This is a genomic window from Rhodococcus sp. MPR-R1B, from assembly GCF_058793255.1.
In genome coordinates this window covers 33,407-59,827 of the sequence record NZ_JBXAFO010000020.1, presented here as the reverse complement: position 1 = coordinate 59,827, position 26,421 = coordinate 33,407, and the positions used below count along the sequence as shown (strand labels likewise).

Here is a 26,421-nt window from a genome sequence, read left to right as displayed (position 1 = left end):
GCACATGGCAGCAACAGTAGGAGAAACCCGGGCAAGTACCGGAGGTGACGGATCGGCTCGCGAAGCGGGCGCGATGACTCACCGCGAAATTCTCGAAGCACTCACCGGACTCATCGCAGCGCTGTTCACCGCGCTGCTCAGTAGCACCATCGTTTCCACAGCGCTTCCCACGATCATCGGTGAACTGCACGGAACTCAGACGCAGTACGCCTGGATTATCACGACAGCGTTGCTCGCCACCGCGGCGTCGACGCCGATCTGGGGCAAGCTTGCCGACCTCTACAACAAGAAGGTCCTGGTCCAGACCGCGATCGTCATCTTCGTGATCGGCTCGGTCATCGCCGGCGCGGCGCACAACGTTCCGTTGCTGCTCGGTGCGCGTGTCATCCAGGGCATCGGTATGGGCGGTCTGACCGCTCTCGTCGTAGCCATCATCGGCACGATCATCCCGCCGCGAGATCGCGGTCGCTACTCCGGATACATGGGTGCGGCCATGGCCGTCTCGATGTCCGGTGGACCGATCCTCGGCGGCGTCCTCGTGGACACTGCCGGCTGGCGCTGGTGCTTCTACGTATGTGTTCCGCTGGCAGTCATCGCATTGTTCCTGCTTCAGCGCACACTGCACGTCGAGACCGTGAAGAAGGACAACGTCTCCATCGACTGGATGGGCGCCACCTTGCTCACCGCCGGTGTCAGCGTCCTACTGATCTGGGTTTCGTTTGCCGGTCAGGACGACTACTACGCCTGGTTCTCGAAGGAGTCGGCCTTCTTCGTCATCGGTGGTCTGGCCCTGCTCGGCCTGACGATGTTCGTCGAATCCAAGGTCAAGGATCCGATCCTGCCGATCAAGATCATCACCGAGCGCACCACGGCTCTCGCGATCATCGCCTCGATCGCAGTTGGTGTCGGCCTCTTCGGCGCGACGACGTTCCTGACGCAGTACTTCCAGACCGCACGCGGATTCGATCCCACCGAAGCCGGATTGCTCACCATTCCGATGGTCGCAGGCATGCTCGTCGCCTCGGTCGGCTCGGGCCAGCTGATCACCAAGTTCGGTCAGTGGAAGCCCTTCATCGTCGCCGGCGCAGTTCTGCTGCTGGTCGGTTTCGGGCTGCTGTCGACGATCGACCACGCAACCAGCCTCTGGACCATCGGAATCTTCATCGCCATCGTGGGTCTCGGTACCGGCATGCTGATGCAGAACATCGTGCTCGCCGTGCAGAACACGGTCAGCGTCGAGAACATCGGCGCGGCCAGCAGTATCGTGGCGTTCTTCCGCACCTTCGGCGGCGCGATCGGCGTGTCGGTGCTCGGTTCGATTCTTGCGACCCGCGTCAAGACACTGACAGTCGATTCGGTCTCCACCTTGCCGCCCGAGCAGCAGGCAGTAGCTGGCAAGAGCCTCCAGGACGGCCTCGACCTGAGCAATATGCCTGACTTCGTCTCGCAGATCGTTCGGTTCGCCTACGGCGACGCAACAGGACGGATCTTCCTGGTCGCAGCGGTCGTCGCCGTGGTCACGCTCGTGTCGGTCATCTTCATCCCGAACCGTCCGTTGCGCACCACCATCGACATGGCAACCCCCGACGCCGAGCAGAAGTTCGAAGAAGAACGCGAAGAGAAGAACGAGGAGAAGAACCTCACTCGCTGATCCGCAAGCCCGGCTGGTCTACTGCCGGCCGCGTCTTCTGAATTACTGTTGTCACGCCATAGCCCATCGAACGCGGACCGAGATCGATTCTTCGATCTCTCCGCGTTCGACGGCTATCGGGGCCGAATCCGCTTTCATCGCCGCGACACGTCCGCGCATCGGCACGATCTGGTCGAAGTCCTCGAGCACCTCGAGGACTTCGACCAGATCTTTGTCTGCCAGGTCTGCGAACTGTCTGGCCTTCGATTCGGCTGCCGTCCAGGCCAATTCGCGTGCTCTTGTCGCCAGATCGCTGCGGTCGTCGAGATCGAACTCCAGTCCGTCGAGCCGAATCGCGTCGCCACCCACCGATACACATGCCGCGATGACGGCAGCGGGGGAGTTCGCCGCTTCCGGCTCCAGCTCTCGCAGTACGACTCGGAAAGTTGTCGATGCCGTGAATCCTGTTGTCTCCTGGCGGCCTCCGTCGCTCCACTGAGTCTGCGGATGGACGCTCAGCCCGGCGGTGGTGAGGTCCGCTCCGCGCACACCGCGCGCGTGCAGGGTCTCGGTCAGCGCAGTGGACAGACGCGCGACGGCGTCGAATGCGTCGGAAACGGCCGTCTGTGTCACCGATACTCCGATCGTCAATCGCACGATGTCGGGAACAGCTGTTGCAGTGGCAGTTCCGGTCACCGTGACAGTGGACGGCTCCGAGGTGAAGGCGGTGGTGGGCACGTGTGGTTCCTATCCGATTCGTCCGGCGGATATGACACTCCGCAACATCAGGTCCAATTGCTCGTAGGCGCCCGCAGCCAGTCGTTCGAGAAGCGCAAGTTTCAACTCGGGTGCCTGTGCGGTCAGTTCTGCATATCGCTCCGGAGTCAGCACGGCCACGGTGACCGTGGAATCGGCGCGGATGTCGTTGAGGAACGGAGTGTCGAGGAACATCGTCATCTCGCCGAACGTCATTCCGGCGGAGAGCGTCGTGATGCGGTGCTCGACCCCGTGCGCGTCGGTGAACATGGTGCTGACCTGGCCACTGAGAATCAGGTAGAAGCCAGACGCCGATTCACCTCGGCGGGCGATCTTCTCGCCGCGGGCATAGGCTCGCGTCTCCAACTCTGCCGAGAATCCCTCGATCTGTGCCGCGGACAGAGCATCGAGAACTGGGTGGTCCTCGATCGAGATCGTCGACGCCTGCCGATCGACCTCACAATGCACCGCAAGCAGAGTGTCTTCGCACCACTGCATGGCGGAATCGAGATCGGCAAAAACCCGACCACTTCTTCTGGCGGGGTCGATGCTCGAACTTCGTTGTCCCAGCAGTCCTTGCGGATCGACGACGGCCACCGCACAAGCCTGCTCGGCCAGTTGAACCTGCAGCGCGGTGATCATGCGTACTGCGACGTCGCTGGCGTCGTCGACGCGGCGGACGTCGATGACGACAACTTCGAGGCCCTCGTCCACCGAGCCGATTTCGCGGACCGCCGATTCGGCACCGGTGAAGAGGAGATCGCCGTGCAGTTCGTAGACCCGGCTGCGCTTGCCGACGTCGTCGAGCACGGCTTGTTCGGTCGGGGTGCGTCGTACTCGCGACGGTGCTTCGATGACGCTGTATCTGGCCCGGATCGACGAGCGTGACGCCCGCGTCACGTGGAGGAAGTGCAGTTCGAGTTCCTTCGACAGCGCGCGGGCAGACGCAACTCCGCGAACACTGTTGCCGTGAACGTCGAGCCTGGGGGAGTACACGGCGATGCCGATCTGGCCCGGCAGAACCGCCAGCACTCCGCCGCCGACGCCGCTCTTGGCCGGCAATCCGACCTCCACCAGCCACTTGCCGGCGCCGTCGTACATCCCGCAGGTTGCCATGACACTGAGGACCTGTTCGACGCCTGCGGGTGCCAGCGCACGCTCGTGGGTGAGCGGATTGACGCCGTTGTTCGCCATCGTCGCAGCCATCAGACTCAGATCACGGCAGGTCACGTCGATCGAACACTGACGGAAGTACAGGTCGACGGCCTCGTCGGGATTGCCGGTGATGACGTCGAAGGATCGCAGCATGTGGCCGATCGCACGGTTGCGGTGACCGGTGCGGGCCTCGGAGGTGTAGACGGCTTCGTTGAAGGTCAGCTCGCGACCTGCGTATCGCGAGTACGCCGAGCGGATGCGCTCGAAGCGGGCCTCGGGATTCGGTCCGGCAACCAGTGATGCAGCGGTGATCGCCCCGGCATTGATCATGGGGTTTCGTGGCCGTTCGGTGAGCGGGTCGAGGCTGATTTCGTTGAACGGCTCGCCGGATGGTTCGACGTCGATTTTCGCGGCAACCGCCTCGCTTCCTCGATCGGCGAGAGCCAAGGCGTAGGTGAAGGGCTTCGAGATCGACTGAATGGTGAACGGGATTCGCGAGTCACCGATCTCGTAGACGTAACCGTCTACGGTGGCGATGCAGATTCCGAACGAATCGGGGGCGACCGCCGCGAGTTCGGGGATGTAGTCGGCCAACTCGCCTTCGTCGAGTGATCGGACTTCGTCGAACACTCGCGTTATCAGGTCGTCGACCACAGTTCCCATACGTCGACCTTAAGCTGACATGGCGGTCGTTTTGTGGAAGAAGAGTTGCCGAGTCGATCGCGACGGATCCCATTTGTCTGTGATTGCGATCACGAGCGATCCGCGGGATTTCGCTGTTACGCGAAGTCACACCGGAATCGGGCCGAGTCCGCGTGTCGGTTCGCCGGAACGCTCCGTAGACTGGCAGCACTGTCGCGAAGACAGCCGCGGCGCGCACCGGTGCAGCTGTGAAGCACGGAGGGAGCGATCTCGTTGGGTGTTCTTGCCCGCATTCAGGGTCCTGACGATCTACGTCAGTTGAGCCACGCCGAGATGACGGAGTTGGCCGACGAGATTCGTGAGTTCCTCGTGCTGAAGGTCGCTGCGACCGGTGGTCACCTCGGGCCCAACTTGGGCGTCGTGGAGTTGACCCTCGCACTGCACCGAATTTTCGACTCGCCGCAGGACGCGATCATCTTCGACACGGGCCATCAGGCCTATGTACACAAGATCCTCACCGGTCGTCAGGATCAGTTCGACACTCTGCGTAAGCAGGGTGGACTGTCCGGGTATCCGTGCCGCGCCGAGAGCGAACACGACTGGGTCGAGTCCTCTCACGCTTCCGCCGCGCTGTCCTATGCCGACGGCCTCGCGAAGGCCTTCGCGTTGACGGGTCAGAATCGCCACGTAGTTGCCGTCGTCGGTGACGGTGCGCTGACCGGCGGAATGTGTTGGGAAGCTCTCAACAACATCGCGGCAGGCAAGGACCGTTCGGTGGTGATCGTCGTCAACGACAACGGCCGCTCGTACGCGCCGACCATCGGCGGCCTCGCCGACCATCTTTCGGCACTGCGAACCGCACCGAGTTACGAGCGCGCCCTCGACAGTGGCCGACGCATGGTCAAGAGACTGCCCTGGGTGGGGCGCACCGCGTACTCCGTCCTGCACGGAATGAAGGCGGGTCTCAAAGACGCGGTCAGCCCTCAGGTCATGTTCACCGATCTCGGTATCAAATACCTCGGACCGGTGGACGGACACGACGAAGCCGCCATGGAATCGGCATTGCGCCGGGCGAAGGCCTACGGCGGACCGGTCATCGTGCATGCCGTCACTCGTAAGGGCAACGGTTACGCACACGCCGAGAACGACGTGGCCGACCAGATGCATGCCACCGGTGTCATCGATCCCGTCACCGGTCGCGGCACCAAGTCGTCCGCGCCGGACTGGACGTCGGTCTTCTCGGCCGCGTTGATCGAGCAGGCTTCGCGTCGTGAGGACATCGTCGCCATCACCGCGGCGATGGCCGGGCCCACCGGCCTCGCAGCATTCGGTGAGAAGTTCCCCGATCGGATTTTCGACGTCGGTATCGCCGAGCAGCACGCGATGACCTCAGCCGCCGGTCTTGCACTTGGCGGACTTCACCCCGTCGTTGCTATCTACTCGACCTTCCTCAATCGGGCTTTCGACCAGTTGTTGATGGACGTCGCTCTACTCAAGCAACCGGTCACAGTCGTGCTCGACCGCGCCGGGGTCACCGGAGTCGACGGCGCCAGCCACAACGGCGTCTGGGATCTTTCGCTGCTCGGAATCATCCCCGGAATCCGCGTCGCGGCACCGCGTGACGCAGACACGCTGCGGGAAGAGCTGGACGAGGCGCTTCTCGTCGACGACGGCCCAACCGTCGTTCGTTTCCCGAAGGGCGCTGTACCCGAAGCGATTCCGGCCGTGAAGCGACTCGACGGAATGGTCGACGTTCTCAAGTCCAGCGAGGGTGAGCGCGGCGACGTGCTCCTCGTCGCGGTGGGCCCGTTTGCATCCCTGGCACTCGAGATTGCCGAGCGGCTCGACAAGCAGGGCATCTCGGTTGCCGTCGTTGATCCGCGATGGGTTCTGCCGGTCGCGGATTCGCTGGTGAAGATGGCGGACAAGTACGCCCTCGTGGTCACCATCGAAGACGGCGGTCTGCACGGCGGCATCGGTTCGACGGTCTCGGCCGCGATGCGTGCCGCCGGAGTGCACACGTCGTGCCGCGACATGGGCGTTCCCCAGCAGTTCCTCGATCACGCCAGCCGCGAAGCCATCCACAAGGAACTCGGACTCACGGCTCAGGACCTCTCCCGCAAGATCACCGGCTGGGTGGCGGGGATGGGTAGCGTCGGCGTCCACGTCCAGGAAGACGCGTCCTCGGCGTCGGCTCAAGGTGAAGTCGCGCAAGGCTGACAGCTCGTCTCACGATAATCTTCACTACGATCTCGAAAAGCGGTGGCCCACGGATCAATCCGAGGGCCACCGCTTTCGGTGAAATCGTGAGAGTTCGCTACTGGACGGATTCGAGTGTGCTGCCTCGCGTTTCCTTCACGAACCTCAGGACGACGAACAGCGACAACACTGCCATGACGGCGTAGCCGGCGTAGGTGTACGACAGATTCCAATCGGCCAGTGCCGGGAACGTCCAGGACACCAGGAAGTTCGCGACCCAGTTGGTGGCGGTCGCAATTCCCACTGCTGCAGCACGCACGCGGTTGGGGAACATTTCGGAGATCAACACCCAGACGACCGGGCCCCAGGACAAGGCGAAGAAGAATACGAATGCGTTCGCCCCGATAAGAGCGATAGTGGCATTGGCTCCGGTCAGCGTCGCCACGGATTCGCCGATCTCGTTCTTGGTCACTGTTGCCGAATGGAAACAGAACGCCGCGGTGCCCAGTGAGATGGCCATACCGGCGGAACCGACCAACAACAGCGGCTTTCGACCGACCCGGTCGATGACGGCGATGGCGACAAACGTACCGACGATGTTGACCAAGGCGCTCACGACGCTGATCAGCAGGGATCGGTCGGCGCCGAATCCGACCGCCTGCCAGAGGGTGCTCGAGTAGTAGAAGATCACGTTGATGCCGACCAACTGCTGCAACGCGGCGAGTGCAATACCGACCCACACCAGATGGGAAACCCCGAGCCGCTTCGAGAAGAGTTGTCGGACTGTGGTCTTGGCTTGCTTCTCCGTCAGAGATTCGCGGATCTCGTTCATGCGTTCGGTGACGGCGTCGTGATCTCCACCTTCGAGATCGGAGATGATCTTGCGAGCACGATCGTCCTTGCCCTGCGCCACGAGGAACCGTGGAGACTCGGGAATCGTGGTTGTCATGATCAGGTACAGGACTGCGGGAACCGCCTCGAGCATCAGCATCCACTGCCAGGCTTCGAGGCCTGCGATCTGATTGCGATCACCACCGGCCGCGGCCTGGAGGGCGTAGTTGACCAACTGCGACACGGCGATTCCGAGAACGATAGCCAGCTGGTACATCGAGCCGAGACGTCCGCGAATCGCGGCGGGAGAGATCTCCGCGATGTAGGCCGGGGCGATGACTGACGCGAAACCCACTGCCAGGCCGCCGACCACGCGCCAGAATGTGAGGTCGTAGACGCTGAACGGAATTGCGGAGCCTACGGCGCCGATGATGAACAACACCGCGGCTATCTGCATGACGCGGATGCGGCCGAGTCGGTCGGCGAGTGTGCCTGCGATCCAGGCGCCGAGTGCTGCGCCGAGCAGAGTCAGTGAGACCGTGAGCCCGGTGCCCGAGGCGCCGATGTCGTACTTGTCTCGGATCGCACCGACCGCCCCGTTGATGACGGCGGTGTCGTATCCGAACAGAAAACCGCCGAGCGCGGCGGCGCCGGCGAAGAGCACTGCATGTCCGACGTCGGCGCGAGTAGCGCCTGATCCTCCGCCGGAGGCGGTTCCGCTGAATGCCATTCCTGCCCCCTCAAAGGCCCTACGGTCGACACCCCGATGCGCCGATCCATCCGCGAGCACTCTGCACGCTACGCCCACCGGGGCAGATTTGGCGGGGACTCACGCGCCGTTACCCAGCTGAGTCCATTCCCGCAGAGAATCAGCTTGACACAGTAATGTCGTATTGATTGCAGTTAGTATGCAAACAATATGGTAAGTGCAGGTGAGGGCGCTTTACTCGCCCGAGAGACGCTCGGCTTTTGCTGCGATGTCTTCGAGATCCTTCGCCATGAATTTCCGGGTCACCCGCGCGCCCAACCGACCGAATACCGCTGTGAAGATCTTCGAGATACGTGAAGTGGATTCGGATTCACCGGAGAAATGCATCTCGAGTATCGTGCCTGTGGCGTCAGGCTTCAGCGTGAACCCACTCGTGTAGTTCATGCCGTGGGAGTTGGCTTTGACGACGGTGCGGGTGGGAGCCTCGACCTCGGTGACCCACATGTCCTCGGTTGCTTCCTTGCCCATCATCTTCCGAGTTTCACGCCACTTGGTGCCGACGGCGTATCCCTCTCCGGCGAGCCGTTCGATACGGATCAGGCCGGAGAGGGTGTCTGCAGCGTTGTCGAGGTCCGTCAGGACCTGCCACACAGTGTCCGCCGGTGCGTTGACGTGCCTGGTTACGGAGATCGAAAGTTCGGCCATGCAGGTGAGCATAAAGACCGTGACCGACACTGCATCTTTTCTAGGCGGAGGCGCGCTTTGCGGCTTCGCTCAACGTCGGTGTGATCTGGCCGAGGACCCACGGCGTGCTCAGGACGTTGACGTTGCTCAGTCCGCCGATGACCCGGGTGTCGCTGAGGAATGCGGTGGATCCACGCTTGACCGCGCCGAGTCCACCGACTGCGGGTATGCCGGACGGATCACCGGAGCCGTCGGTGAAGCCGACAATCACATCGGCGTCGATGTCGGCGATGTTCTCGTAGGAGATCGTCTTGAAGAACGATCCACCTGCATTGTCCGCGGCGAGCTTCTCGACGCCCGGTGCGTTGACGAACCCGAGTTCGGTCAGCACCTGGACCCGCGGATCAGTGGGCAGATAGACGTTGATGTTGCTCGAATCGGTGTCGAAGTTGACCACTGCCAATGTCTTTCCGGCGAACTCCGGGTGGGCTGTGGCGGTATCGGCGAGAGTCGCGTCGAGGCCGTCGACGAGCTGGTCGGCCTCTTCGCTCTTGCCGACTGCCTTGCCGACGATGCGGGTCTGGTCCTGCCAGGATGTCTGCCAGGCCGCGCCGGGGTAGGCGGCCGTCGGTGCGATCTTGCTCAGTTGGTTGTAGACGGATTCCTCGAAGCCCTCGTACGGCGCGAGGATGACGTCGGGGGTCAACGACGCGATGGACTCGATCGGCGGTTCTCCGCTGGCCGGCATGTCGAAGAGCGTTGTCTTGTCCGCGTCGAAGTAGTCCTGCGCCCAGGGCATGACGCCGTTGTCGTCCGCGCCGTAGGTGTACTTGGGCTGTCCGACCGGAGTCAGATCGAGTGCGTACAGGATGTCCTGCGCGTTCCATCCGAGGGTGACGAGGCGCTCGGGCTTCGAGTCGATGGTCGTGGTGCCGAAGGTGTTCTCGATGCTGACGGGGAATCCGTCCGTACCTTGGGATGGCGTGGATGTGCCTGAATCCGAGGAGCACGAGACAAGTGCGGTGACCGCGATTGCAGCCGCACCGAGGGCAGTGAAGCCCCGAACAGAAGTTTTCATGAAGGGCAGCCTAACCTACTGAATTTCGGCAGCCAAACGAAACCGATTGTGCCGTTTATGCAGGTGGGAGTCGGATCTGGACCGCGTTTCTCAGTGCACCGTTTCGGTGGGCAATACTTTCCTCGTGCGATCACAGCAGAAGATTCTCGGCGCCGCCCTCGGACTGATCGAAGGTGGCGGATTCGAGGCTGTGAACATTGCCGCAGTTGCCACCGCGGCCGGTGTCTCGCGCCAGACGGTGTACTCGATTTTCGGCACACGTGAAGAGGTCGTCTCCCAGGCGATGGGCGGTCTCGCTGTCGAGGTTCTCGGGGAGATCACGGCACAGGTGGAGTCGGTCGACACGGCGTGTGAATACGTCGTCGAATTCATCGTTGCCGCGCGAACTGCCGTGCGTGCTCACCCGGTGCTCGCGACTCTGCTCCTCGCCGAGCGGGGAAACCCTGTCTTCGATCTCGAAATGATGAGTCGAGCAATACCTTTCGCTGGTCAGATGCTCACCCCCATGGTCGAACGTGGCCTCGCCACCGAGGCGGAGTTGGATGAGATAGTGGAAATTGCCGTGCGACTGGGGCTTTCGGTTGTTGCATTCGACAGTGACCTCGTACATTCCGACGACTCCTTGCGGGCCTTTCTCTCGAGGTGGCTCGGGCCCGCAATCCGGTCGACCTCGTAGTTCCTTGCCTGCTCCGCCAAAACCTTGACACTCGAGCGTCAGAGTGTCTAGTTTTGGCGTGCCCGGAATTCTCTGGCGACATTCTTCGAGGGAGCACCAGTCATGTCCGGAGTGAAACGTAGATCGTTCTTGGCCGGTACGGCCGCCGTGGGAGTCGCGATGATGGCGCCACGCACTGCCAAGGCTGCAACAGGGATTCCGCTGACCCGTGAGGAACACCGTGTCGTCGTCGTGGGGTCGGGATTCGGCGGCGGGGTGACGGCACTTCGCCTGGCCGAGGCGGGGGTTCCGGTCACTTTGCTGGAGAGAGGGATTCGGTGGCAGACCGGGCCGAATGCCGAGACTTTTCCGCACCCAGCCAGTCCGGACAAGCGCATCCTCTGGCATCAGTCCAACCCGACTCTGTTCGGCAGGCCGGCGATCTTCGAGCCATACGCGGGTTTGTTGGAGACGGTGATCGGTGAGAACATGACCGCGATCTGCGCAGCCGGTGTGGGCGGCGGATCGCTTGTGTACCAAGGGATGACGCTGCAACCGGAAGAAGCGGTCTTCAACACGCACTTTCCGGAGGAGCTCGATTACGCACGAATGGACCGCGTCCATTACCCGCGGGTGGCGCGGATGCTGCAAGTGGAAACTGCACCAGACGAACTGATTTCCAGCCCGAACTACGAGGCGGCACGTGTATTCGCGCGTAACGCAACGCGTTCCGGTCTACCCGTGTCGAAGATTCCGATGCCGATCGACTGGAACTTCGCGTTGGCCGAACTGAGGGGTGAGATGAAGCCGTCTTACACCAACGGTGACGGCGCGCTCGGTGTCAACAACGGTGGCAAGCATTCGGTGGATGTCACCTACATTGCGGCTGCGGAAGCGACCGGATTGGTGAATGTGGAGACTCTGCACCAGGTCACCGATGTCGAGCGGGCCGCCGACGGACGGTGGCGCGTGTACGTGGACCGGACCGACATTTCCGGCAAGATTCTCGAGAACAAGATCTTGACGACGGATGCGCTCGTGATGGCTGCAGGCAGCATGAACACCACCAAACTCCTGGTCCGCGCCGCGGCGACGGGGCGGATCACGGATCTGCCGGACGAGCTCGGCGCAGGGTGGGGGACCAATGCCGATCGGATCTACATCTGGTCGGATCTCGCCGAGAACTTCGGTGCGACGCAGGGCGGGCCGGTCGTCTACGGCAGCCGGAACTGGGACGACCCGCATAATGCGTTCACCGTCATTCAGGCGTCGTTCCCGCCGGTGGCGTTCGACGCTCACAGCACGGTGATGGTCGGATTCGGTGTGAGCCACGACCGAGGTCGGTTCGTGTACGACTCAGCGCGGGGTGAGGCGGTGCTCCGTTGGCCGAAGGACGGGGATTCGGCGATCCAGCAAGGCCACATCGGGCCGGCCGCCCAGCAGATCGCGGCAGGAGGACTGCTCACCGACACCAACGCGTTACTGCCGTCCACCTGGCATCCCCTCGGCGGTGCCTGCATGAACTCGGTGTGCGATCTTGATGGGCGGGTTCTGGGCCAGCGGGGGTTGTACGTGCTCGACGGCGCTCTGCTGCCGGGAAACTCCGCTGCGTGCAATCCGTCGATGACCATCGCCGCCGTCGCGGAGCGCGCGCTCGAGAACATCGTGAAAGACGATGTGGGAACACTCTTCTGAGCCTGCAGAACGTCACGGACGGCGTACCCGAGGGCACGCCGTCCGTGACGGGTCGATCGACTGACTCAGACGCTGGCAACACCGGGCGCGAGGAAGCGCTTGCCGTTGACGGCCTCGGAGGTACCGGTCCGGTCCAGGTACGGCGTGATGCCGCCGTTCCAGAATCCGAATCCGCCGCCGAGCAGCAGGCAGAGGTCGATGTCCTCGGCTGCCGCTACGACGCCCTCGTCGAGCATGATCTGAATTTCCTCGGCAAATGCACGACGTGTGCGCTCGAGGACCTCTTCCGAAGTGGACACCTTGTCACCCTGCGGCCACAGTGCGGCGACCTCGGGGTCGACGGCCTGACCGTTCTCGCCCCAGGTCCACACGCCGGGCTTGCGGGCCTCGACGAGTGCTTCGAGTCCGGGTGAGCTCTTGAACCGGTCCGGGTACGACTCCTGTAGGGTCTCACCGGTGTGCAGTGCCACTGCGGGTCCGACGAGGGCCAGCAAGGTGAACGGCGACATGGGCATGCCGAGTTCGGCGATGGCATTGTCTGCGACGTCGAAGGGGGTGCCTTCGTCGACGGCGGACATGACCTCACCCAAGGTGCGGGTGACGAGGCGGTTGAAGACGAAGCCGGCCTTGTCGCCGCAGAGGACGGCGGACTTCTTCAGCGACTTCGCGGTGGCGAAAGCCGTTGCGAGAGTGGCATCATCGGTCTTGCTGCCCTTGATGATCTCGAGGAGGGGAAGAACGGCCACCGGGTTGAAGAAGTGGAAGCCGACCACACGCTCGGGATGCTCGAGGCCGGACGCCATTTCCGTGATGGAGAGCGAAGAGGTGTTGGTGGCGAGGATGGTTTCGGGAGCAATGAACTGCTCGAGTTCCGCGAAGACCTTCTTCTTGACGTCCATGTTCTCGAAGACGGCTTCGATGACGAAGTCGGTCTTGGCGAACGCGGCCTTGTCGAGGGAACCGGAGACGAGCGCCTTGAGGCGGTTCGCAGCGTCGGGGGACAGGCGCCCCTTGCCCTGGAGCTTCTCGATCTCGGTGTGGACGTAGCCGACACCCTTGTCGATGCGTTCCTGGTCGATGTCGGTCAGGATGACCGGCACCTTGAGCTGGCGGACGAAGAGCAGCGCGAGCTGGCTGGCCATGAGGCCGGCGCCGACGATGCCGACGCCGCTGACCTTACGAGCGAGCGAGCGGTCGGGTGCTCCGGCGGGACGCTTGGCGCGCTTGTTCACCAGATCGAAGGCGTACAGACCAGCCCGGAGCTCGTCCGTCAGCAGAAGATCGGCAAGAGCCTCGTCCTCGGCCGCGAAGCCCTTGTCGAGCGAGGCGGCATCGGTGATGTCGGTGCTGCGAGCCAGTTCGAGCAACTCGACGGCCTTGACGGCGCCGGGAGCGTTGCCCTTGGTCTTGCCGTCGACGATCGCCTTCGCACGAGCAATCGCGTCGTCCCAGCCCTGGCCACGATCGATCTCGGGGCGAGCGGGGGTCACTGTGCCGGCGAGGACCTGCGACGCCCAGGCGAGGGACTGCTCGATGAAGTCGGCAGAGTCGAGAACGACGTCGACGACGCCGAGTTCGAGTGCCTTCTTGGGGGAGAGCACCTTGTTCTGGTTCAGCGAGTTCTCGATAACCACGGTGACGGCGTTCGACGGGCCGACGAGGTTGGGGAGCAACTGCGTTCCGCCCCAACCGGGGACCAGACCGAGGAATGCTTCCGGAAGACCCAGTGCGCCCGCATTGGCGGCAACCGTGCGGTAGTGGCTGTGCAGTCCGACCTCGAGGCCGCCGCCCAGAGCGACACCGTTGATGAAGGCGAACGTGGGAACGGACGACTCACGCAGGCGCCGGAACACCTTGTGACCCAAGCGGCCCAGCTCGAGTCCCTGCTCACGAGAGGTGATCGCGGGAACACCCTTGAGATCCGCGCCGGCGGCGAAGATGAAGGGCTTGCCGGTGACGGCGATGGCAACCGGGTTGGCGGCAAAGGCTTCGTCGAGGGCGGCGTCGAATGCTGCGAGTCCGCCGGGACCGAAGGACGACGGCTTGGTGTGGTCGAAGCCGTTGTCGAGGGTGATCAGTGCAAACGGGCCCTCGATGCCGGGGACCGAGATGATCTTCGTGTAGGCGTTCGTCACGACCTCGTCGGCGAATGCTGTTGCAATATCAGACATTTAGTTAACTCCTGCCTGGTAGTCAGCGTGGTTCGGGTTCTCCCAGATGACGGTGCCGCCCATGCCGAGGCCGATGCACATGGTGGTCAAGCCGTAGCGCACGTCGGGACGCGTCGCGAACTGGCGGGAGAGCTGCGTCATCAGGCGAACGCCCGAGGAAGCGAGAGGGTGGCCACACGCGATGGCGCCGCCCCACTGGTTGACGCGCGGGTCGTCGTCGGCGATTCCGTAGTGCTCGAGGAACGCGAGGACCTGAACGGCGAACGCTTCGTTGATCTCGAAGAGTCCGATGTCCTCGATCTTGAGGCCGGTGCGTGCCAGCAGCTTCTCGGTGGCGGGAACCGGGCCGATGCCCATGACGGCGGGGTCGACGCCCTGGTAGGCGAAGCCCACCATGCGCATGCCGACCGGCAGGCCGAGTTCGGCTGCGGTGTCCTCACCGGCGAGCAGTGCTGCGGTGGCACCGTCGTTGAGTCCGGCTGCGTTACCGGCGGTGATGCGTCCGGCCGGGCGGAACGGCGTCTTGAGCTTCGCGAGATCTTCGACGGTGGTTCCGGGGCGCGGCGGCTCGTCTTCGGTGGCCAGACCCCAGCCCGCGGAACTGCGGGTGGCGACGGGGACCAGGGTGTCGGCGATGAAGCCGGCCTTCTTGGCAGCGTCGTACTTGTTCTGGCTGTTGACGGCGTAGGCGTCCGTGCGGTCCTTGGTGATGGTCGGGAACCGGTCGTGCAGGTTCTCGGCGGTGTTACCCATCACGAGGGCGCTCGGGTCGACCAGGCGGTCGGCGAGGAAACGCGGGTTGGGGTCTGCGCCCTCACCCATCGGGTGGTGACCCATGTGCTCGACGCCACCGGCGATCACGACGTCGTACTGGCCGAAGCCGATGCCCGACGCGGTCGTGGTGACGGCGGTCATCGCGCCGGCACACATGCGGTCGATGGCGAATCCTGGAACGGTTTCGGGGAGACCGGCGAGGATCGCAGCGGTGCGGCCGATGGTCAGGCCCTGGTCGCCGGTCTGCGTGGTGGCTGCAACGGCAACTTCGTCGATCCGTGCGGGATCGAGCTGCGGGTTGCGGCGAAGCAGCTCACGAATCGCCTTGACGACGAGATCGTCTGCGCGCGTGTCGGCGTACATGCCTTTCGGGCCGGCCTTGCCGAACGGGGTGCGAATGCCGTCGACGAAGACGACGTTGCGTTGGTTGTTTGTGGATGGAGCCACGCGAATTCCTCCTGATGGAGCTGCCCACCGCACCGAAGGGCGGTGAGACGTTGGTTCGGCGATCACGGCCAGGCGTCCGGCCTCGTATCGAGCGTACTACTGCCCATTACTGACCGGTAACTTAACGTGCCGAATTGCTCCAACCTCACACCGGGGTCAGGTCAGGATTCCGGCTCTTCCACTTCGGGCTCGGCCGGGACCACGGAGTTCAGTGCCTCGGCGAGGACGGGAACGGTCAAAGTGCGTTGCCAGCCACGTGCGCCACCGGAAGTGAGCTTGGTCTCGATCGCACTCTCGACTTCGGCGATGTCCGAGTCGGGTTCCAGTTTCCAGTCCCAGCACAGGCGCCTGACCAGGTCGGGTTGGAGCAGATTCTCCACGGGCACCGAAACCTCTTTGCTCAGGTCCGACAGTGCTGCGCGCGCCGCGGTCAACCGATCAGCCGCCGCTGGATCCTGGCGGGCCCAGCGGCCGGCAGCGGGCGGCCCGACGATGGGCGGGGTTTTCGGCGGAAGCTCGCTGTCGGGGAGCTTCCGCGCGGCTTCCAGTGCGTCCATCCAGATACGCGAATAACGGCGTTGACGTGGTCCGCCGAAGACGGGAAGCGAGCGGAGCGCGTCCAGCGACCGAGGATCTTTGAGAGCGGCATCGATGATCGCGGAGTCAGGAAGAACCCGACTCGGAGACACGTCGCGCTTGCGTGCGAGATCCTCGCGCGCCTGCCACAGCGCCCGTACTGCCGCCAACTGACGGGTGGTCTTGAGTGAGGTGATGTGCGACGTACGACGCCAGCGGTCCGGTTTGGGCTTGGGCGGGCCGGCCAGACGGATGTACTCGAACTCTTCCTTCGCCCACTCGAGCTTGCCTTGGGATTCGAGTTCGGCTTCCATTGCGTCGCGCAGTTCGAGAAGCACTTCGACGTCGAGGGCGGCGTAGTTCAACCAGGCGTCCGGCAGCGGACGTGTCGACCAGTCCGCAGCCCCGTGACCCTTGCGAAGTTCCACTCGCAGGGTTCGTTCCACGATCGCGGCGAGTCCGACTCGCTCGAACCCGGCCAGTCGTCCGGCCAGTTCGGTGTCGAACAGTTCGGCCGGCGTCAGGCCCAGTTCGGCGAGGCCGGGGAGATCCTGATCGGCAGAGTGCAGCACCCATTGCAACGGGTTGATCACCTCGGCCAACGGCTGCAGGTCTTGCGCTGTCGGAATCGGGTCGAGAAGGAACGATCCTGCTCCTTCGCGTCGAAGCTGGATCAGGTACGCCCGTGCCGAATAGCGGAATCCGGATGCGCGCTCGGCGTCCACGGCGAGCGGGCCGTGGCCGGAGGCCAGCGCGGCCGCGGCGTCGGCGACACCGGCGGCAGTGGTGATGACGTCCGGAACTCCGTCACGCGGAACGAGCAGCGGAACTACGTCGGAGGTGGGCTCGGTTGCATCATCGGTGACTTCGGACATGGTCACTGACTCTACGTCGCAGTCGGGGCCGGGGTTGTCACCTCAGCGTCGAACAGTTCGTCGAGTGCGGCTCCGAAACCTTGCGCGAGCTGGTCCAATTCGGGTGCCAGATCGGAGCAACTGACGATGCCGACGTCGAGTTTTCCGTCGAGAGACATCACCGTCACGTTGAGACCTGCCCCGTGAAAGATCGGGCCGAGCGGGAACATTCCCTTGATCTGGGCACCGAGGAAGTAGAGCGGGACCGGTGGTCCAGGCACATTCGACACGACCAGGTTGGACACGACGGGGTGACGCTCGGCGAGTTTGAGCGACGAGTACACGCGCATGGCGGCGCCGAACACCGCCGGCGAAGCGAACTGCGACCAGTCCTGGAGCATGTTCGCGCCCAGAGCCTCGTTGTGGTTCTTCGAGGTGGCGTTGTAATCGCTGATCGCGTGCAGGCGTTCGACCGGATCGGCGATCTGGGTGCCGAGTTGCGTGAACATGCCCGAGATCTGGTTCGTGCCCGGACGATCGGATTTGCCGTGGACCGACACCGGCACCATGGCGACGAGGGAGTCCTCCGGCAGCTCGTCCCGGTCCTCCAGATACTTACGCAGTGCCCCGGCGCAGAGCGCGAGAACCACGTCGTTGACCTTGACGCCGTGACGGTCCTTGACGGCTTTGACCTTCGCGAGATCGAGTTGGCTGAACGCGACGTTGCGGTGACCGGTGATCGCGCCGTTGAACGAGGTCCGCGGCGCGGTGAACGGAGCAGGCATCGCTTCACCCTTTCGCGCACGCGTCACCCACTTCGGGAGCATGGCGATTCCGCCGGGGACCAGACGGGCAATTCTTGCGGGTCGGGCGATGACGGCCATGAGTCCGCCGATGGCGATGTCCAGCGTTCCCGCGTCGCCCGCACCCTGTGCTGTGGGATCCACGAGCGCCGGTGAATCCGGTTCGAGACTGCACAGCTGAGCCAGGATGTTCGCGCCGGTGACACCATCGGCAGCGCTGTGATGGATCTTCGACATGACGGCGATCTGTCCGTCGGCAAGTCCCTCGATGACCCACATCTCCCACAGCGGTCGGGAACGATCCAGCGGTTGGCTCGCGATGTGTCCGGCGAGCTCTGCCAGTTCCGCGTGTGTGCCGGGAGCAGGTACCGCGGTCCGGTGGCAGTGCCGCTCGATGTCGAAATCGTGATCGTCGACCCACACGGGGTAGTCGAGATTGAGACGGGAATCTTTGAGTTTGCGCCGGAAGGTCGGCATGGTGGCCATCCGCGAGTCCAACTCGCGAAGCAGCTTCCGGTAGTCGTAGCCGCCCGGGATGGTCGTGGGGTCGAGCAGGACAAGTCCACAAACGTGCAATAGCTGGGTCGGTGTTTCCAAGTAGAGGAAGGTCGCGTCGAGTCCGCTGAGACGTTGCATGACTCATTCTAGAACAGGTTCTAGTATTTTTCCGGGGGAATGCTCAAACGAATAGCAGAGTCAGTCGTTCTGCCGCGACAGCGTGGTTATCCCGGCAGGCGGAAGCCCCGCCGCGTACGCGAGAACCTCGCAGAAAGCCTCGACGTGGTGAGCCAATTCGGACGAAGTTGCAGTCCAGGACGCTCGCAACTCCAGTTGATGGGCTCGCGGAGGCCCGGCGATGTCGCCGTACCGCACGGAAGTTGTGGCTGTGACCGTACCGCCCAGGGCCACAAAAGGTTCCGGTCCGGCCTCCAAAGCGTCCACCAGCCAACTCCAGGCTACTTCGGGAAGTAGTGGATCCGCGGCGACGGCTTCGTCGAGATCGGCCTGGATGTACGCCACCAACCGCATGGTGCCGTTCCACGCCTCGTCGCCGTCCGGATCGAACAACAGGATCAGGCGGCCGAAAGCGTCACCTTCGGACTGCTCGGCCACGACGTCGGAGTCCGGGTGGAGAACCTCGGCCCCCACCGCGTGGCTGTACGGAGCGAGACGCTGCGGCGGGCGGATGGGACCGACCTCTATCTCGGGCCGAACCCGCGCAGCGGTCATCGCCTCCACGGCGGCACGGAACTCGGCCGGGTCGGCTGTCGATCCGGATGTCGTCACAGGTCAGGACGTTAGTCGGGGATGCGGGCGGGGAGGTGGAGGCGCGCCGACCGAGTGTGGCTCGGGTGTGTGGCCGCTCACGAACCGCTCGGGTGTCCGATCCCGAGTGTTGGACGTGGCAGCATTGAGTCGATCGAAGACACACGTTGGCGGAGAGCGCGAGGACTGATGAGCGGGTTGGACAACATGAATTCAGGCATTACCGGGTCGGCGGAATACAGCGCTCGGCGAGTCTTGCCCGACGCACCGTTGCTTGCCGCGGCGACCGGACGCACTCCGAGTCGACGGCCGGTGTGGTTCATGCGTCAGGCCGGGCGTTCGTTGCCGGAGTACCGCGAGATCCGCGCCGGGATCGGCATGTTGGAATCTTGTTTCGATCCGGCGCTGGTCTGTGAGATCACGATGCAGCCGGTGCGCCGTCACGACGTGGACGCGGCAATCCTGTTCTCGGACATCGTCGTTCCACTCAAAGCCGCGGGAATCGATCTCGACATCGTTGCCGGCGTCGGACCGGTGGTCGCCAATCCGATTCGCTCCATCGCCGACGTTGCAGCACTCCCGCGACTGGTCCCCGAAGAGGTAGGCGCAATCGCGCAGGCCGTTCGGCTTCTCACCACCGAGTTGGGCTCCACGCCGCTGATCGGCTTTGCCGGAGCGCCGTTCACTCTGGCGTCGTATCTGGTCGAAGGTGGTCCGAGCCGGAACCACGAGAAGACCAAAGCGCTCATGCACTCCGATCCGAAGACCTGGCACGCGTTGCTCGGAAGCTTGGCCGACACCACGATCTGCTTCCTGCAGGCGCAGCTCAAGGCGGGCGTCGACGCGGTCCAGCTGTTCGACTCGTGGGCCGGCGCGCTCTCGCTGGCCGATTACCGGGAATTTGTTCTCCCGCATTCCGAGCGAGTGTTCGCCGAGGTTGCCGCTGCCGGCGTCCCGCGTATCCACTTCGGTGTCGGCACCGGTGAACTTCTCGGCGCGATGGGGGAGGCAGGCGCCGACGTCGTGGGTGTCGACTGGCGGATTCCGCTCGACGTCGCGGCTGGTCGTGTCGGTCCGGGTAAGGCGCTGCAGGGCAATCTCGATCCCGCCGTACTGTTCGCGGGCCCCGAGGTGATCGATCGTGAGGTGCGGCGGATCGCCGCCGAAGGGGACCGCGCGATCGAGGCCGGTGCCATCGGCCACATCTTCAACCTCGGCCACGGAGTTCTTCCCGACACCGATCCCACGGCGATCACCTCGGCGGTGGAGCTGGTGCACTCGCTGTGACAACGACTCGGCCGTCGGTCGCGGTGATCGGAGGCGGAATCTCCGGTCTGGTTGCCGCGTACCGGCTTCGGCGCAGTCTGGGCTCCGAAGCGGACATCACGATCGTCGACGACTCACCGCGGCTGGGCGGGAAGCTGCGAACGATTGATCTGGGCGGCGGACCGATCGACATCGGTGCCGAGGCTTTCATCGCTCGTCGGCCCGAGGTTCCCGCGCTTCTCGCCGAGCTGGGACTGACCGATCAGATCGTCTATCCCGCGGGCCTGAGTCCGTTGATCTGGTCTCAGGGCTCACTGAATCGGTTGCCGACCGGAACCCTGATGGGAATCCCGGCTTCGGCGGAGTCGGTTCGAGATCTCGTCGACGAGCAGACCCTGGCGCGCATAGCGGCCGAGGCCGGCGTCCCGCTGGAGTGGACCCGCGGTTCCGATTGCAGTGTTGCCGAACTGGTTTCGCAGCGATTCGGTGATCAGGTGGTCAGCCGATCGGTGGATCCGCTTCTGGGCGGGGTGTACTCGGGGCTGGCGGAGACCATCGGCGTGCGTGCAGCTTTGCCGACACTCGCTGCGGCCCTCGATGCGGGCTCTCGGAGCCTCACGGATGCAGTCGCAGCCGCATTGCCGACGCCTGCACCGGGGCCGGTGTTCGGAGCGCTCAGAGACGGGTACGGCATCCTGCTCGATGCGCTGCAGCAGGCCGCCGACGCGACCTTCGTCCGTGGCGAGGCTTCTGGGTTGCGCAGCGACGGGGCTGGTTGGAACGTCGATCCGCTCGGAAGCGTCGACGCGGTGATTCTGGCCGTCCCGGCGCCGCGCGCGGCGGCGCTGTTGGCCGGAGTCGATGCGGATGTTGCGAGTACCGTCGCTCGGATCGAATTGGCGTCGTCCGCGGTGGTGGCGCTCCGGTTGTCCGGGCAGGTCGAACTTCCGCAGAATTCAGGGATCCTGGTAGCCACCGACGCCGACCTGACCGCCAAGGCGTTCACGCTGTCGAGCCGAAAGTGGACACACCTCGCTGATCGCGGTGAGCACCTCGTTCGGGTGTCGTTCGGTCGATTCGGTGCATCGGAGATCGTCGACCGGCCGGATGGTGAGTTGATCGACTTCGCGCGCGCCGATCTCGAGACCGTGACCGGAATCACCGAGGAGCCAGGCGCGAGCTTCGTACAGCGGTGGCACGGAGGTCTTCCCCAATACGCCCCAGGTCACACGGAAATCGTGGCTGAAATCGAGTCCGGGATGACGCAGTTCGACGGCCTCGCCTTGGCCGGGTCGTGGCTGCACGGCGTTGGGGTTCCGGCGTGTGTCGCAGTCGGCACGACGGCGGCTACACGGATATTCGAGCGAGTGGCACGATAGACCCATGGCACGCCTTGATTTCGACAAACTGAACTCTGAAATCCGTTACCTCATGTTCTCCGTGTTCCAGGTGGAACCCGGTGTGCTGGGCGATGATCGGGAAGCTGCGGTCAAGGACGCCCGCTTGTTCTTCGAGGGTCTCGAAGACAAGGGCGTCGTGGTTCGCGGCATCTACGACGTCGCCGGCTTGCGCGCCGACGCGGACTTCATGATCTGGACCCACGCGGCCACCATCGAGGAACTGCAGGCCGCGTACGCGGATTTTCGTCGCACCACCGTCCTCGGACAGGCCAGTGCTCCCATCTGGAGCAACTCGGCGGTGCACCGCCCCGCGGAGTTCAACAAGAGCCACGTGCCCTCGTTCATCGCGGGTGAGGATCCGGGCGACTACATCTGCGTTTACCCGTTCGTCCGCTCGTACGAGTGGTACCTGCTCCCCGACGAGGAGCGTCGTAAGATGCTCGCCGATCACGGTATGGCTGCTCGCTCGTACAAGGACGTTCGCGCCAACACGGTCCCGGCCTTCGCTCTGGGGGACTACGAGTGGATTCTCGCGTTCGAAGCACCCGAGCTCATTCGTATCGTCGATCTGATGCGCGATCTGCGTGCCACCGAGGCTCGCTTGCACGTTCGCGAAGAGGTGCCGTTCTTCACCGGCCCGCGCGTGGACATCGAGAAGCTGGTCCTTTCCCTTCCCTGATCTGCTTCGAAAGTGGTTCCTGTGACAACTGCACCGAACCGGCGTCGTCAACACATGTCCCATTGGGGAATGTTCACCGCCGAATCGGTCGCCGGTGAGGTGACCGCCGTGCATCCGTACGAGGGTGATGCGAATCCTTCGCCGATGCTCGGGAACCTCGCCGGTTCGGTGCGCAGTCGGGCTCGTGTTTCGGGCCCGGCGGTGCGTCGGGGTTGGCTCGAGAACGGGCCGGGTCCCAGCGACCGACGTGGAGCCGACGAATTCGTCTCGGTCTCCTGGGACGAACTGACCGAACTCCTCTCGCGTGAACTGCGTCGCGTGGTCGACGCGCACGGAAACAACGCGATCTTCGGCGGCTCGTACGGCTGGGCCAGCGCCGGCCGATTCCATCACGCGCAGAGCCAAGTTCACCGATTTCTGAATCAGCTGGGTGGATACACCAAGTCAGTTCACAGCTACTCGCTCGGTGCCACCGGTGTCATCATGCCGCGTGTGGTCGGAACGCACTGGAAGTTGTTCGCGCGCTCCACGTCGTGGGATGTCATCGCGAAGCACTCCGATCTCCTCGTCTCGTTCGGGGGAGTGCCGATCAAGAACACCGGAGTCAATGCCGGTGGTACGAGCGATCATCCGACGCGCGGGGCGCTCGACGCGTTTCGTGCCCGCGGCGGGAAGATCGTCTCCTTCAGTCCGTTGCGTGACGACGTCGAGGGTGACTGCGAGTGGATCGCACCCGTTCCGGGAACCGACGTTGCAATCATGCTTGCCCTGGCGTTTGTCCTGGCGTCGGAGGACCTGCACGATCGCGATTTCCTGGGCCGTTTCTGCGTCGGTTACAAACGCTTCGAGGATTACCTGCTCGGACGTTCCGACGGTGTACCGAAGGATCCGCGCTGGGCGCAGAAGATCTCCGGTGTGTCGGCGGAGTTCATCACCGACCTGGCTCGGAGAATGGCGTCTGGCCGGACGCTGGTGACCGTCACGTGGTCGTTGCAACGCATCAAACACGGTGAACAGGCACCGTGGATGGGCGTGACACTCGCAGCGATGCTCGGCCAATTCGGGCTTCCGGGTGGAGGTTTCGGGCACGGCTACGGTTCGATGAACGAGCCGGGTCTGGCTCCGGTGCCGTATCCCTTGCCGACCTTCTCGCAAGGTGTGAATCCGGTGTCGGATTTCATTCCGGTAGCCGCGATTTCCGACCTGCTGCTTTCGCCCGGGGAGGAGTTCGATTACGACGGCCGACGCTTGACCTATCCCGACATCCGGTTGGTCTACTGGGCCGGTGGCAATCCGTTTCACCACCATCAGGATCTCCCGAGGCTGCGACGGGCATTTGCGCGTCCGGACACGATCGTCGTTCACGATCCGTACTGGACGCCGATGGCCCGCAACGCCGACATCGTTGTCCCGTCGACCACCTCGCTCGAACGAAATGACCTGAGCTGCACTCGAAACGACCCGCTTCTGGTCGCGATGCAGCAGGTCGTTCCACCTTTCGAGAACTCGCGTGACGACTACGACACGTTTGCCGCTCTCGCTTCTGCGCTCGGATTCGGGGAACAGTTCACCGAGGGGCGATCCTCACAGGAGTGGATCGAGCATCTCTACGGTCAATGGCGGCCGTTCGTCGATGCAGACGGCGGCAACACACCGACGTTCGAGGACTTCTGGGCAGAAGGGCACTACCGGATGCGAACCGAAGACAACCTCGTGCTCTTCGGTGACTTCCGTGAGAATCCCGAGAAACATCCGCTCTCGACTCCGAGTGGGAAGATCGAGATCTTCTCCGAGACCATCGAGTCCTTCGGCTACGACGACTGCGCCGGCCATCCGCGCTGGTACGAGCCCGACGAGTGGCTGGGTGGACCGCGAGCCTCGCAATTCCCGCTTCACTTGATCGCCAATCAGCCCAAGACGCGTCTGCACAGCCAACTCGATCACGGCGCTGCGAGCCAGGCGTCGAAGATTCAGGGACGCGAGCCGATTCGTATGCACCCCGATGCAGCGGCCGCGCGCGGCGTCTCGGCAGGAGACGTGGTGCGGGTGTTCAACGATCGCGGAGCGTGCCTTGCTGGTGTGATCGTCGACTTGGACTTGCGGAGCGACGTCGTCCAACTTTCCACCGGTGCCTGGTACGACCCGCTCGATCCTGCCGATCCCGACTCTCTGTGCGTGCACGGCAATCCCAACGTTCTGACACCGGACATCGGTACGTCGTCACTCTCGCACGGGTGCACCGGCCAGCACGTTCTGGTGCAGATCGAGAAATTCGACGGGGCCCTGCCGCCGGTCAAGGCGTTCGATCCGCCCGTGCTTCGTTCACGCTGACGGAACCGATCGGCCACCTCTCGCGTCGAACCTCGTGAGCGCCTGAATCAGGTGTCACGATCTATCGAAGGTGGGGGCCATCGTGAGTGCAGCGGATGTTGGTTCGATGCGGGGGCAAGTCGAAGTACTTCGGGCCCAGATCGATTCGATGCAGCACGTTCTGTTGGAGCGGACTCGATCGCTGGCGGACTTGCAGGAGAGGATCGCTCGAGCGACGGCGAGCGCGCGTTCGAGTGACGGCAGCGTGGAAATCGTCGTCGACGCCTCGGGGGCGGTGGTGGGAGTCGATCTCTCGGGGAGTTCTTACGCCAAGCATTCGCCGGCAGCGTTGGGGAATCTGATCCTGGCTACGGCCGCGTCTGCGGCAGAAGACATACGCCGACAGGTTGCCGAGATGACGAAGCCGCTCACGGAGGCGGCCGGAATCGACTTGCCGGACCTGGTTCCGGGCGTGCTCGGATTGCGCGAGATTCTCGAACCTCGTCCGAGCTCCACACCGGCTTCCTGCGACGAGAACTGGGACCGCACCGTTCTGAGGAGCTCCGGCAATGTCTGAACTGGGCGTGAATGTGGCCGCGATGAAAAGTGCTGCACCAGCCTTCGCGGTGGTCGCTGCCGATCTCGACGAGGCGCGGAGCGCTCTCGACGCAGTGGTCGCCGCCGAAGAGGGTTGCTGGGGCACTGACCAGTTCGGATCAGCATTCTCAGGCGCATATGTTCCCGGTGCTGAGTCAGCAGTCGGTGGGATGACGCTGGTCGCGGGCGCGCTGCGCGAATTGACCGCCACGCTGATCGAGATCACCGATCGTTTCGAATCGATCGACACCTCGCTTGCCGACGACATGGCGGGTGGGCTCTGATGGGACTCGAGATTCCAGGCTGGTTACAGGCGGTTGCGTCGGTCGCGGTGGGCAGTGACTGGCCGCAAGGAGACGAAACGGCACTGTGGAGGTTGGGTGATGCCTGGTCAGGCGCGGCTGATCGGATCGAGGCTTCGGCCGCTGCCGGTGGTTACGGATTGCAGGCAGTACTGGCATCGATCGACGGTCGAGCCGGCGACTCGTTGTCTCGGTATTGGTCCGAGGCCGGGGGAGTTGCGGAGGTCTTCGAGCGGTTGTCCTCTGCCGCGGCCGAACTGGGTCAGTCATGCACCGATACCGGCACGGACATCGAGTACACCAAACTGTCGATCCTCGCGGCGCTGGGCGCACTGGCGCTCGAGATTGCCGCCATGGTGGCGGCTGCTGTCCCGACACTGGGTGTCAGTACCGCCGGGGTCGTGGCGGCTGAGGTCGCAACAACACTCACGGTCCGAATGTTGTTGCAGCAATTGTTGATACGAGTGATCGAGGCTGCGGCAGTGGAAGCTGCCGCTGCCGTCTTCTCCGGCCTCGCCATTCAACTCGGGCAGATGACGATGGATCATCGCCAGTCGATCGACGGTGGCAAGGTCGTGACCGAGGGGCGCGACGGTTTCATCAAGGGACTTGCGAACGGAGGGTTGAAGACGACGCCGGATCGTGTCGGCCCTGACCCGAACCCGCCCCCGACCGGTTCGAGAGTGCAGGAGATCGCGCGGGGCGCCTTCGACGACGCGGTGTCGGGAGCGTCCGCTGCGATCGTGACGAAGGAAGTCACGGGCGGCGACGCCTCGTTGACTGACATCACTTCCGGCGCGATCGGTGGCGGGATCGGTTCCGTCAAAGACGGACTTGTCACTCGCAACGAGGACCTGAATGCGGCCGGTCTGAGCCCGACTGCGCTGAACTGGGACTTCTGAGTGGAAAGTCTCGAATCGTGGGCTACCAGTGACACGGGGT

The 26,421-nt window shown here is 63.8% G+C and carries 21 protein-coding genes; 11 read left to right on the top strand and 10 right to left on the bottom strand.

Features of this window, described 5'->3' with window-relative positions; all coding sequences use genetic code 11:
• Positions 1-4 precede the first annotated feature (4 nt).
• On the top strand, positions 5-1,651 hold the full coding sequence (locus tag AC1Q61_RS24015; RefSeq protein ID WP_007732863.1) for an MDR family MFS transporter: 1,647 nt from the start codon (positions 5-7) through the stop codon (positions 1,649-1,651).
• Positions 1,652-1,702: 51 nt separating this feature from the next.
• On the opposite strand, the gene AC1Q61_RS24010 is transcribed toward AC1Q61_RS24015, so the two are convergent.
• Positions 1,703-2,368 carry an SIMPL domain-containing protein gene (locus AC1Q61_RS24010; protein WP_003942616.1) on the bottom strand — a complete coding sequence of 222 codons (666 nt, stop codon included), beginning with the start codon at positions 2,366-2,368 and terminating at the stop codon, positions 1,703-1,705.
• Positions 2,369-2,377: 9 nt separating this feature from the next.
• Positions 2,378-4,204 carry a glutaminase A gene (gene glsA / locus AC1Q61_RS24005; RefSeq protein ID WP_492651135.1) on the bottom strand — a complete coding sequence of 609 codons (1,827 nt, stop codon included), beginning with the start codon at positions 4,202-4,204 and terminating at the stop codon, positions 2,378-2,380.
• Between the two features lie 252 nt (positions 4,205-4,456).
• Between glsA and dxs the strand changes: the two genes are divergently transcribed.
• The gene (dxs, locus tag AC1Q61_RS24000) at positions 4,457-6,403 is read left to right on the top strand and encodes a 1-deoxy-D-xylulose-5-phosphate synthase (RefSeq protein WP_007732868.1); all 1,947 of its coding nucleotides are present in this window, start codon (positions 4,457-4,459) and stop codon (positions 6,401-6,403) included.
• 97 nt (positions 6,404-6,500) lie between these two features.
• Here the strand turns inward: dxs and AC1Q61_RS23995 are convergent, their stop codons facing one another.
• From AC1Q61_RS23995 to AC1Q61_RS23985, 3 genes are all read right to left on the bottom strand, one after another.
• Positions 6,501-7,943 (bottom strand): sugar porter family MFS transporter, encoded by a 1,443-nt coding sequence (locus tag AC1Q61_RS23995; RefSeq protein WP_007732869.1) that lies wholly within the window; start codon positions 7,941-7,943, stop codon positions 6,501-6,503.
• Positions 7,944-8,156: 213 nt separating this feature from the next.
• Positions 8,157-8,627 carry an SRPBCC family protein gene (locus AC1Q61_RS23990; protein ID WP_042920006.1) on the bottom strand — a complete coding sequence of 157 codons (471 nt, stop codon included), beginning with the start codon at positions 8,625-8,627 and terminating at the stop codon, positions 8,157-8,159.
• Positions 8,628-8,667: 40 nt separating this feature from the next.
• Positions 8,668-9,684, bottom strand: a complete 1,017-nt coding sequence (locus tag AC1Q61_RS23985) for an iron-siderophore ABC transporter substrate-binding protein (RefSeq protein ID WP_215515884.1) — start codon at positions 9,682-9,684, stop codon at positions 8,668-8,670.
• Positions 9,685-9,808: 124 nt separating this feature from the next.
• Between AC1Q61_RS23985 and AC1Q61_RS23980 the strand changes: the two genes are divergently transcribed.
• Both AC1Q61_RS23980 and AC1Q61_RS23975 read left to right on the top strand, forming a co-directional pair.
• Positions 9,809-10,360: a TetR/AcrR family transcriptional regulator gene (locus AC1Q61_RS23980; RefSeq protein ID WP_042920005.1), complete on the top strand. Its 552-nt coding sequence runs from the start codon at positions 9,809-9,811 to the stop codon at positions 10,358-10,360.
• Positions 10,361-10,462: 102 nt separating this feature from the next.
• Complete coding sequence (locus AC1Q61_RS23975; protein WP_215515885.1) at positions 10,463-12,034, top strand: GMC oxidoreductase; 1,572 nt, start codon at positions 10,463-10,465, stop codon at positions 12,032-12,034.
• A gap of 65 nt (positions 12,035-12,099) precedes the next feature.
• Here AC1Q61_RS23975 and AC1Q61_RS23970 read toward each other — a convergent pair whose 3' ends face one another.
• The 5 genes from AC1Q61_RS23970 to AC1Q61_RS23950 form a co-directional block, all read right to left on the bottom strand.
• On the bottom strand, positions 12,100-14,205 hold the full coding sequence (locus AC1Q61_RS23970; RefSeq protein ID WP_007732875.1) for a 3-hydroxyacyl-CoA dehydrogenase NAD-binding domain-containing protein: 2,106 nt from the start codon (positions 14,203-14,205) through the stop codon (positions 12,100-12,102).
• Positions 14,206-15,426: a thiolase family protein gene (locus AC1Q61_RS23965; RefSeq protein WP_003942598.1), complete on the bottom strand. Its 1,221-nt coding sequence runs from the start codon at positions 15,424-15,426 to the stop codon at positions 14,206-14,208.
• Between the two features lie 161 nt (positions 15,427-15,587).
• Positions 15,588-16,877 (bottom strand): HRDC domain-containing protein, encoded by a 1,290-nt coding sequence (locus tag AC1Q61_RS23960; RefSeq protein ID WP_050656618.1) that lies wholly within the window; start codon positions 16,875-16,877, stop codon positions 15,588-15,590.
• Positions 16,878-16,888: 11 nt separating this feature from the next.
• Complete coding sequence (locus AC1Q61_RS23955) at positions 16,889-18,295, bottom strand: WS/DGAT/MGAT family O-acyltransferase (protein ID WP_003942594.1); 1,407 nt, start codon at positions 18,293-18,295, stop codon at positions 16,889-16,891.
• 60 nt (positions 18,296-18,355) lie between these two features.
• A complete protein-coding gene (locus AC1Q61_RS23950; RefSeq protein ID WP_003942604.1) occupies positions 18,356-18,946 on the bottom strand; it encodes a DUF3000 domain-containing protein in 591 nt (196 codons plus the stop codon).
• Positions 18,947-19,114: 168 nt separating this feature from the next.
• On the opposite strand from AC1Q61_RS23950, the gene hemE reads away from it, so the two are divergent.
• The 7 genes from hemE (at position 19,115) to AC1Q61_RS23915 (ending at position 26,381) form a co-directional block, all read left to right on the top strand.
• Positions 19,115-20,212 carry a uroporphyrinogen decarboxylase gene (hemE, locus tag AC1Q61_RS23945; RefSeq protein ID WP_030536874.1) on the top strand — a complete coding sequence of 366 codons (1,098 nt, stop codon included), beginning with the start codon at positions 19,115-19,117 and terminating at the stop codon, positions 20,210-20,212.
• Positions 20,209-21,570: a protoporphyrinogen oxidase gene (locus tag AC1Q61_RS23940; protein WP_030536873.1), complete on the top strand. Its 1,362-nt coding sequence runs from the start codon at positions 20,209-20,211 to the stop codon at positions 21,568-21,570. The genes hemE and AC1Q61_RS23940 overlap by 4 nt, the downstream gene beginning before the upstream one ends.
• A gap of 4 nt (positions 21,571-21,574) precedes the next feature.
• Positions 21,575-22,270: a hydrogen peroxide-dependent heme synthase gene (gene hemQ / locus AC1Q61_RS23935; protein WP_003942644.1), complete on the top strand. Its 696-nt coding sequence runs from the start codon at positions 21,575-21,577 to the stop codon at positions 22,268-22,270.
• Positions 22,271-22,324: 54 nt separating this feature from the next.
• Complete coding sequence (locus tag AC1Q61_RS23930; protein WP_492651136.1) at positions 22,325-24,601, top strand: molybdopterin guanine dinucleotide-containing S/N-oxide reductase; 2,277 nt, start codon at positions 22,325-22,327, stop codon at positions 24,599-24,601.
• 82 nt (positions 24,602-24,683) lie between these two features.
• On the top strand, positions 24,684-25,157 hold the full coding sequence (locus AC1Q61_RS23925; RefSeq protein WP_223304570.1) for a YbaB/EbfC family nucleoid-associated protein: 474 nt from the start codon (positions 24,684-24,686) through the stop codon (positions 25,155-25,157).
• A complete protein-coding gene (locus AC1Q61_RS23920) occupies positions 25,150-25,461 on the top strand; it encodes a hypothetical protein (RefSeq protein ID WP_003942588.1) in 312 nt (103 codons plus the stop codon). Before AC1Q61_RS23925 ends, AC1Q61_RS23920 begins: the two co-directional genes overlap by 8 nt.
• Complete coding sequence (locus tag AC1Q61_RS23915; RefSeq protein ID WP_054828359.1) at positions 25,461-26,381, top strand: WXG100-like domain-containing protein; 921 nt, start codon at positions 25,461-25,463, stop codon at positions 26,379-26,381. Before AC1Q61_RS23920 ends, AC1Q61_RS23915 begins: the two co-directional genes overlap by 1 nt.
• Positions 26,382-26,421: the final 40 nt, after the last annotated feature.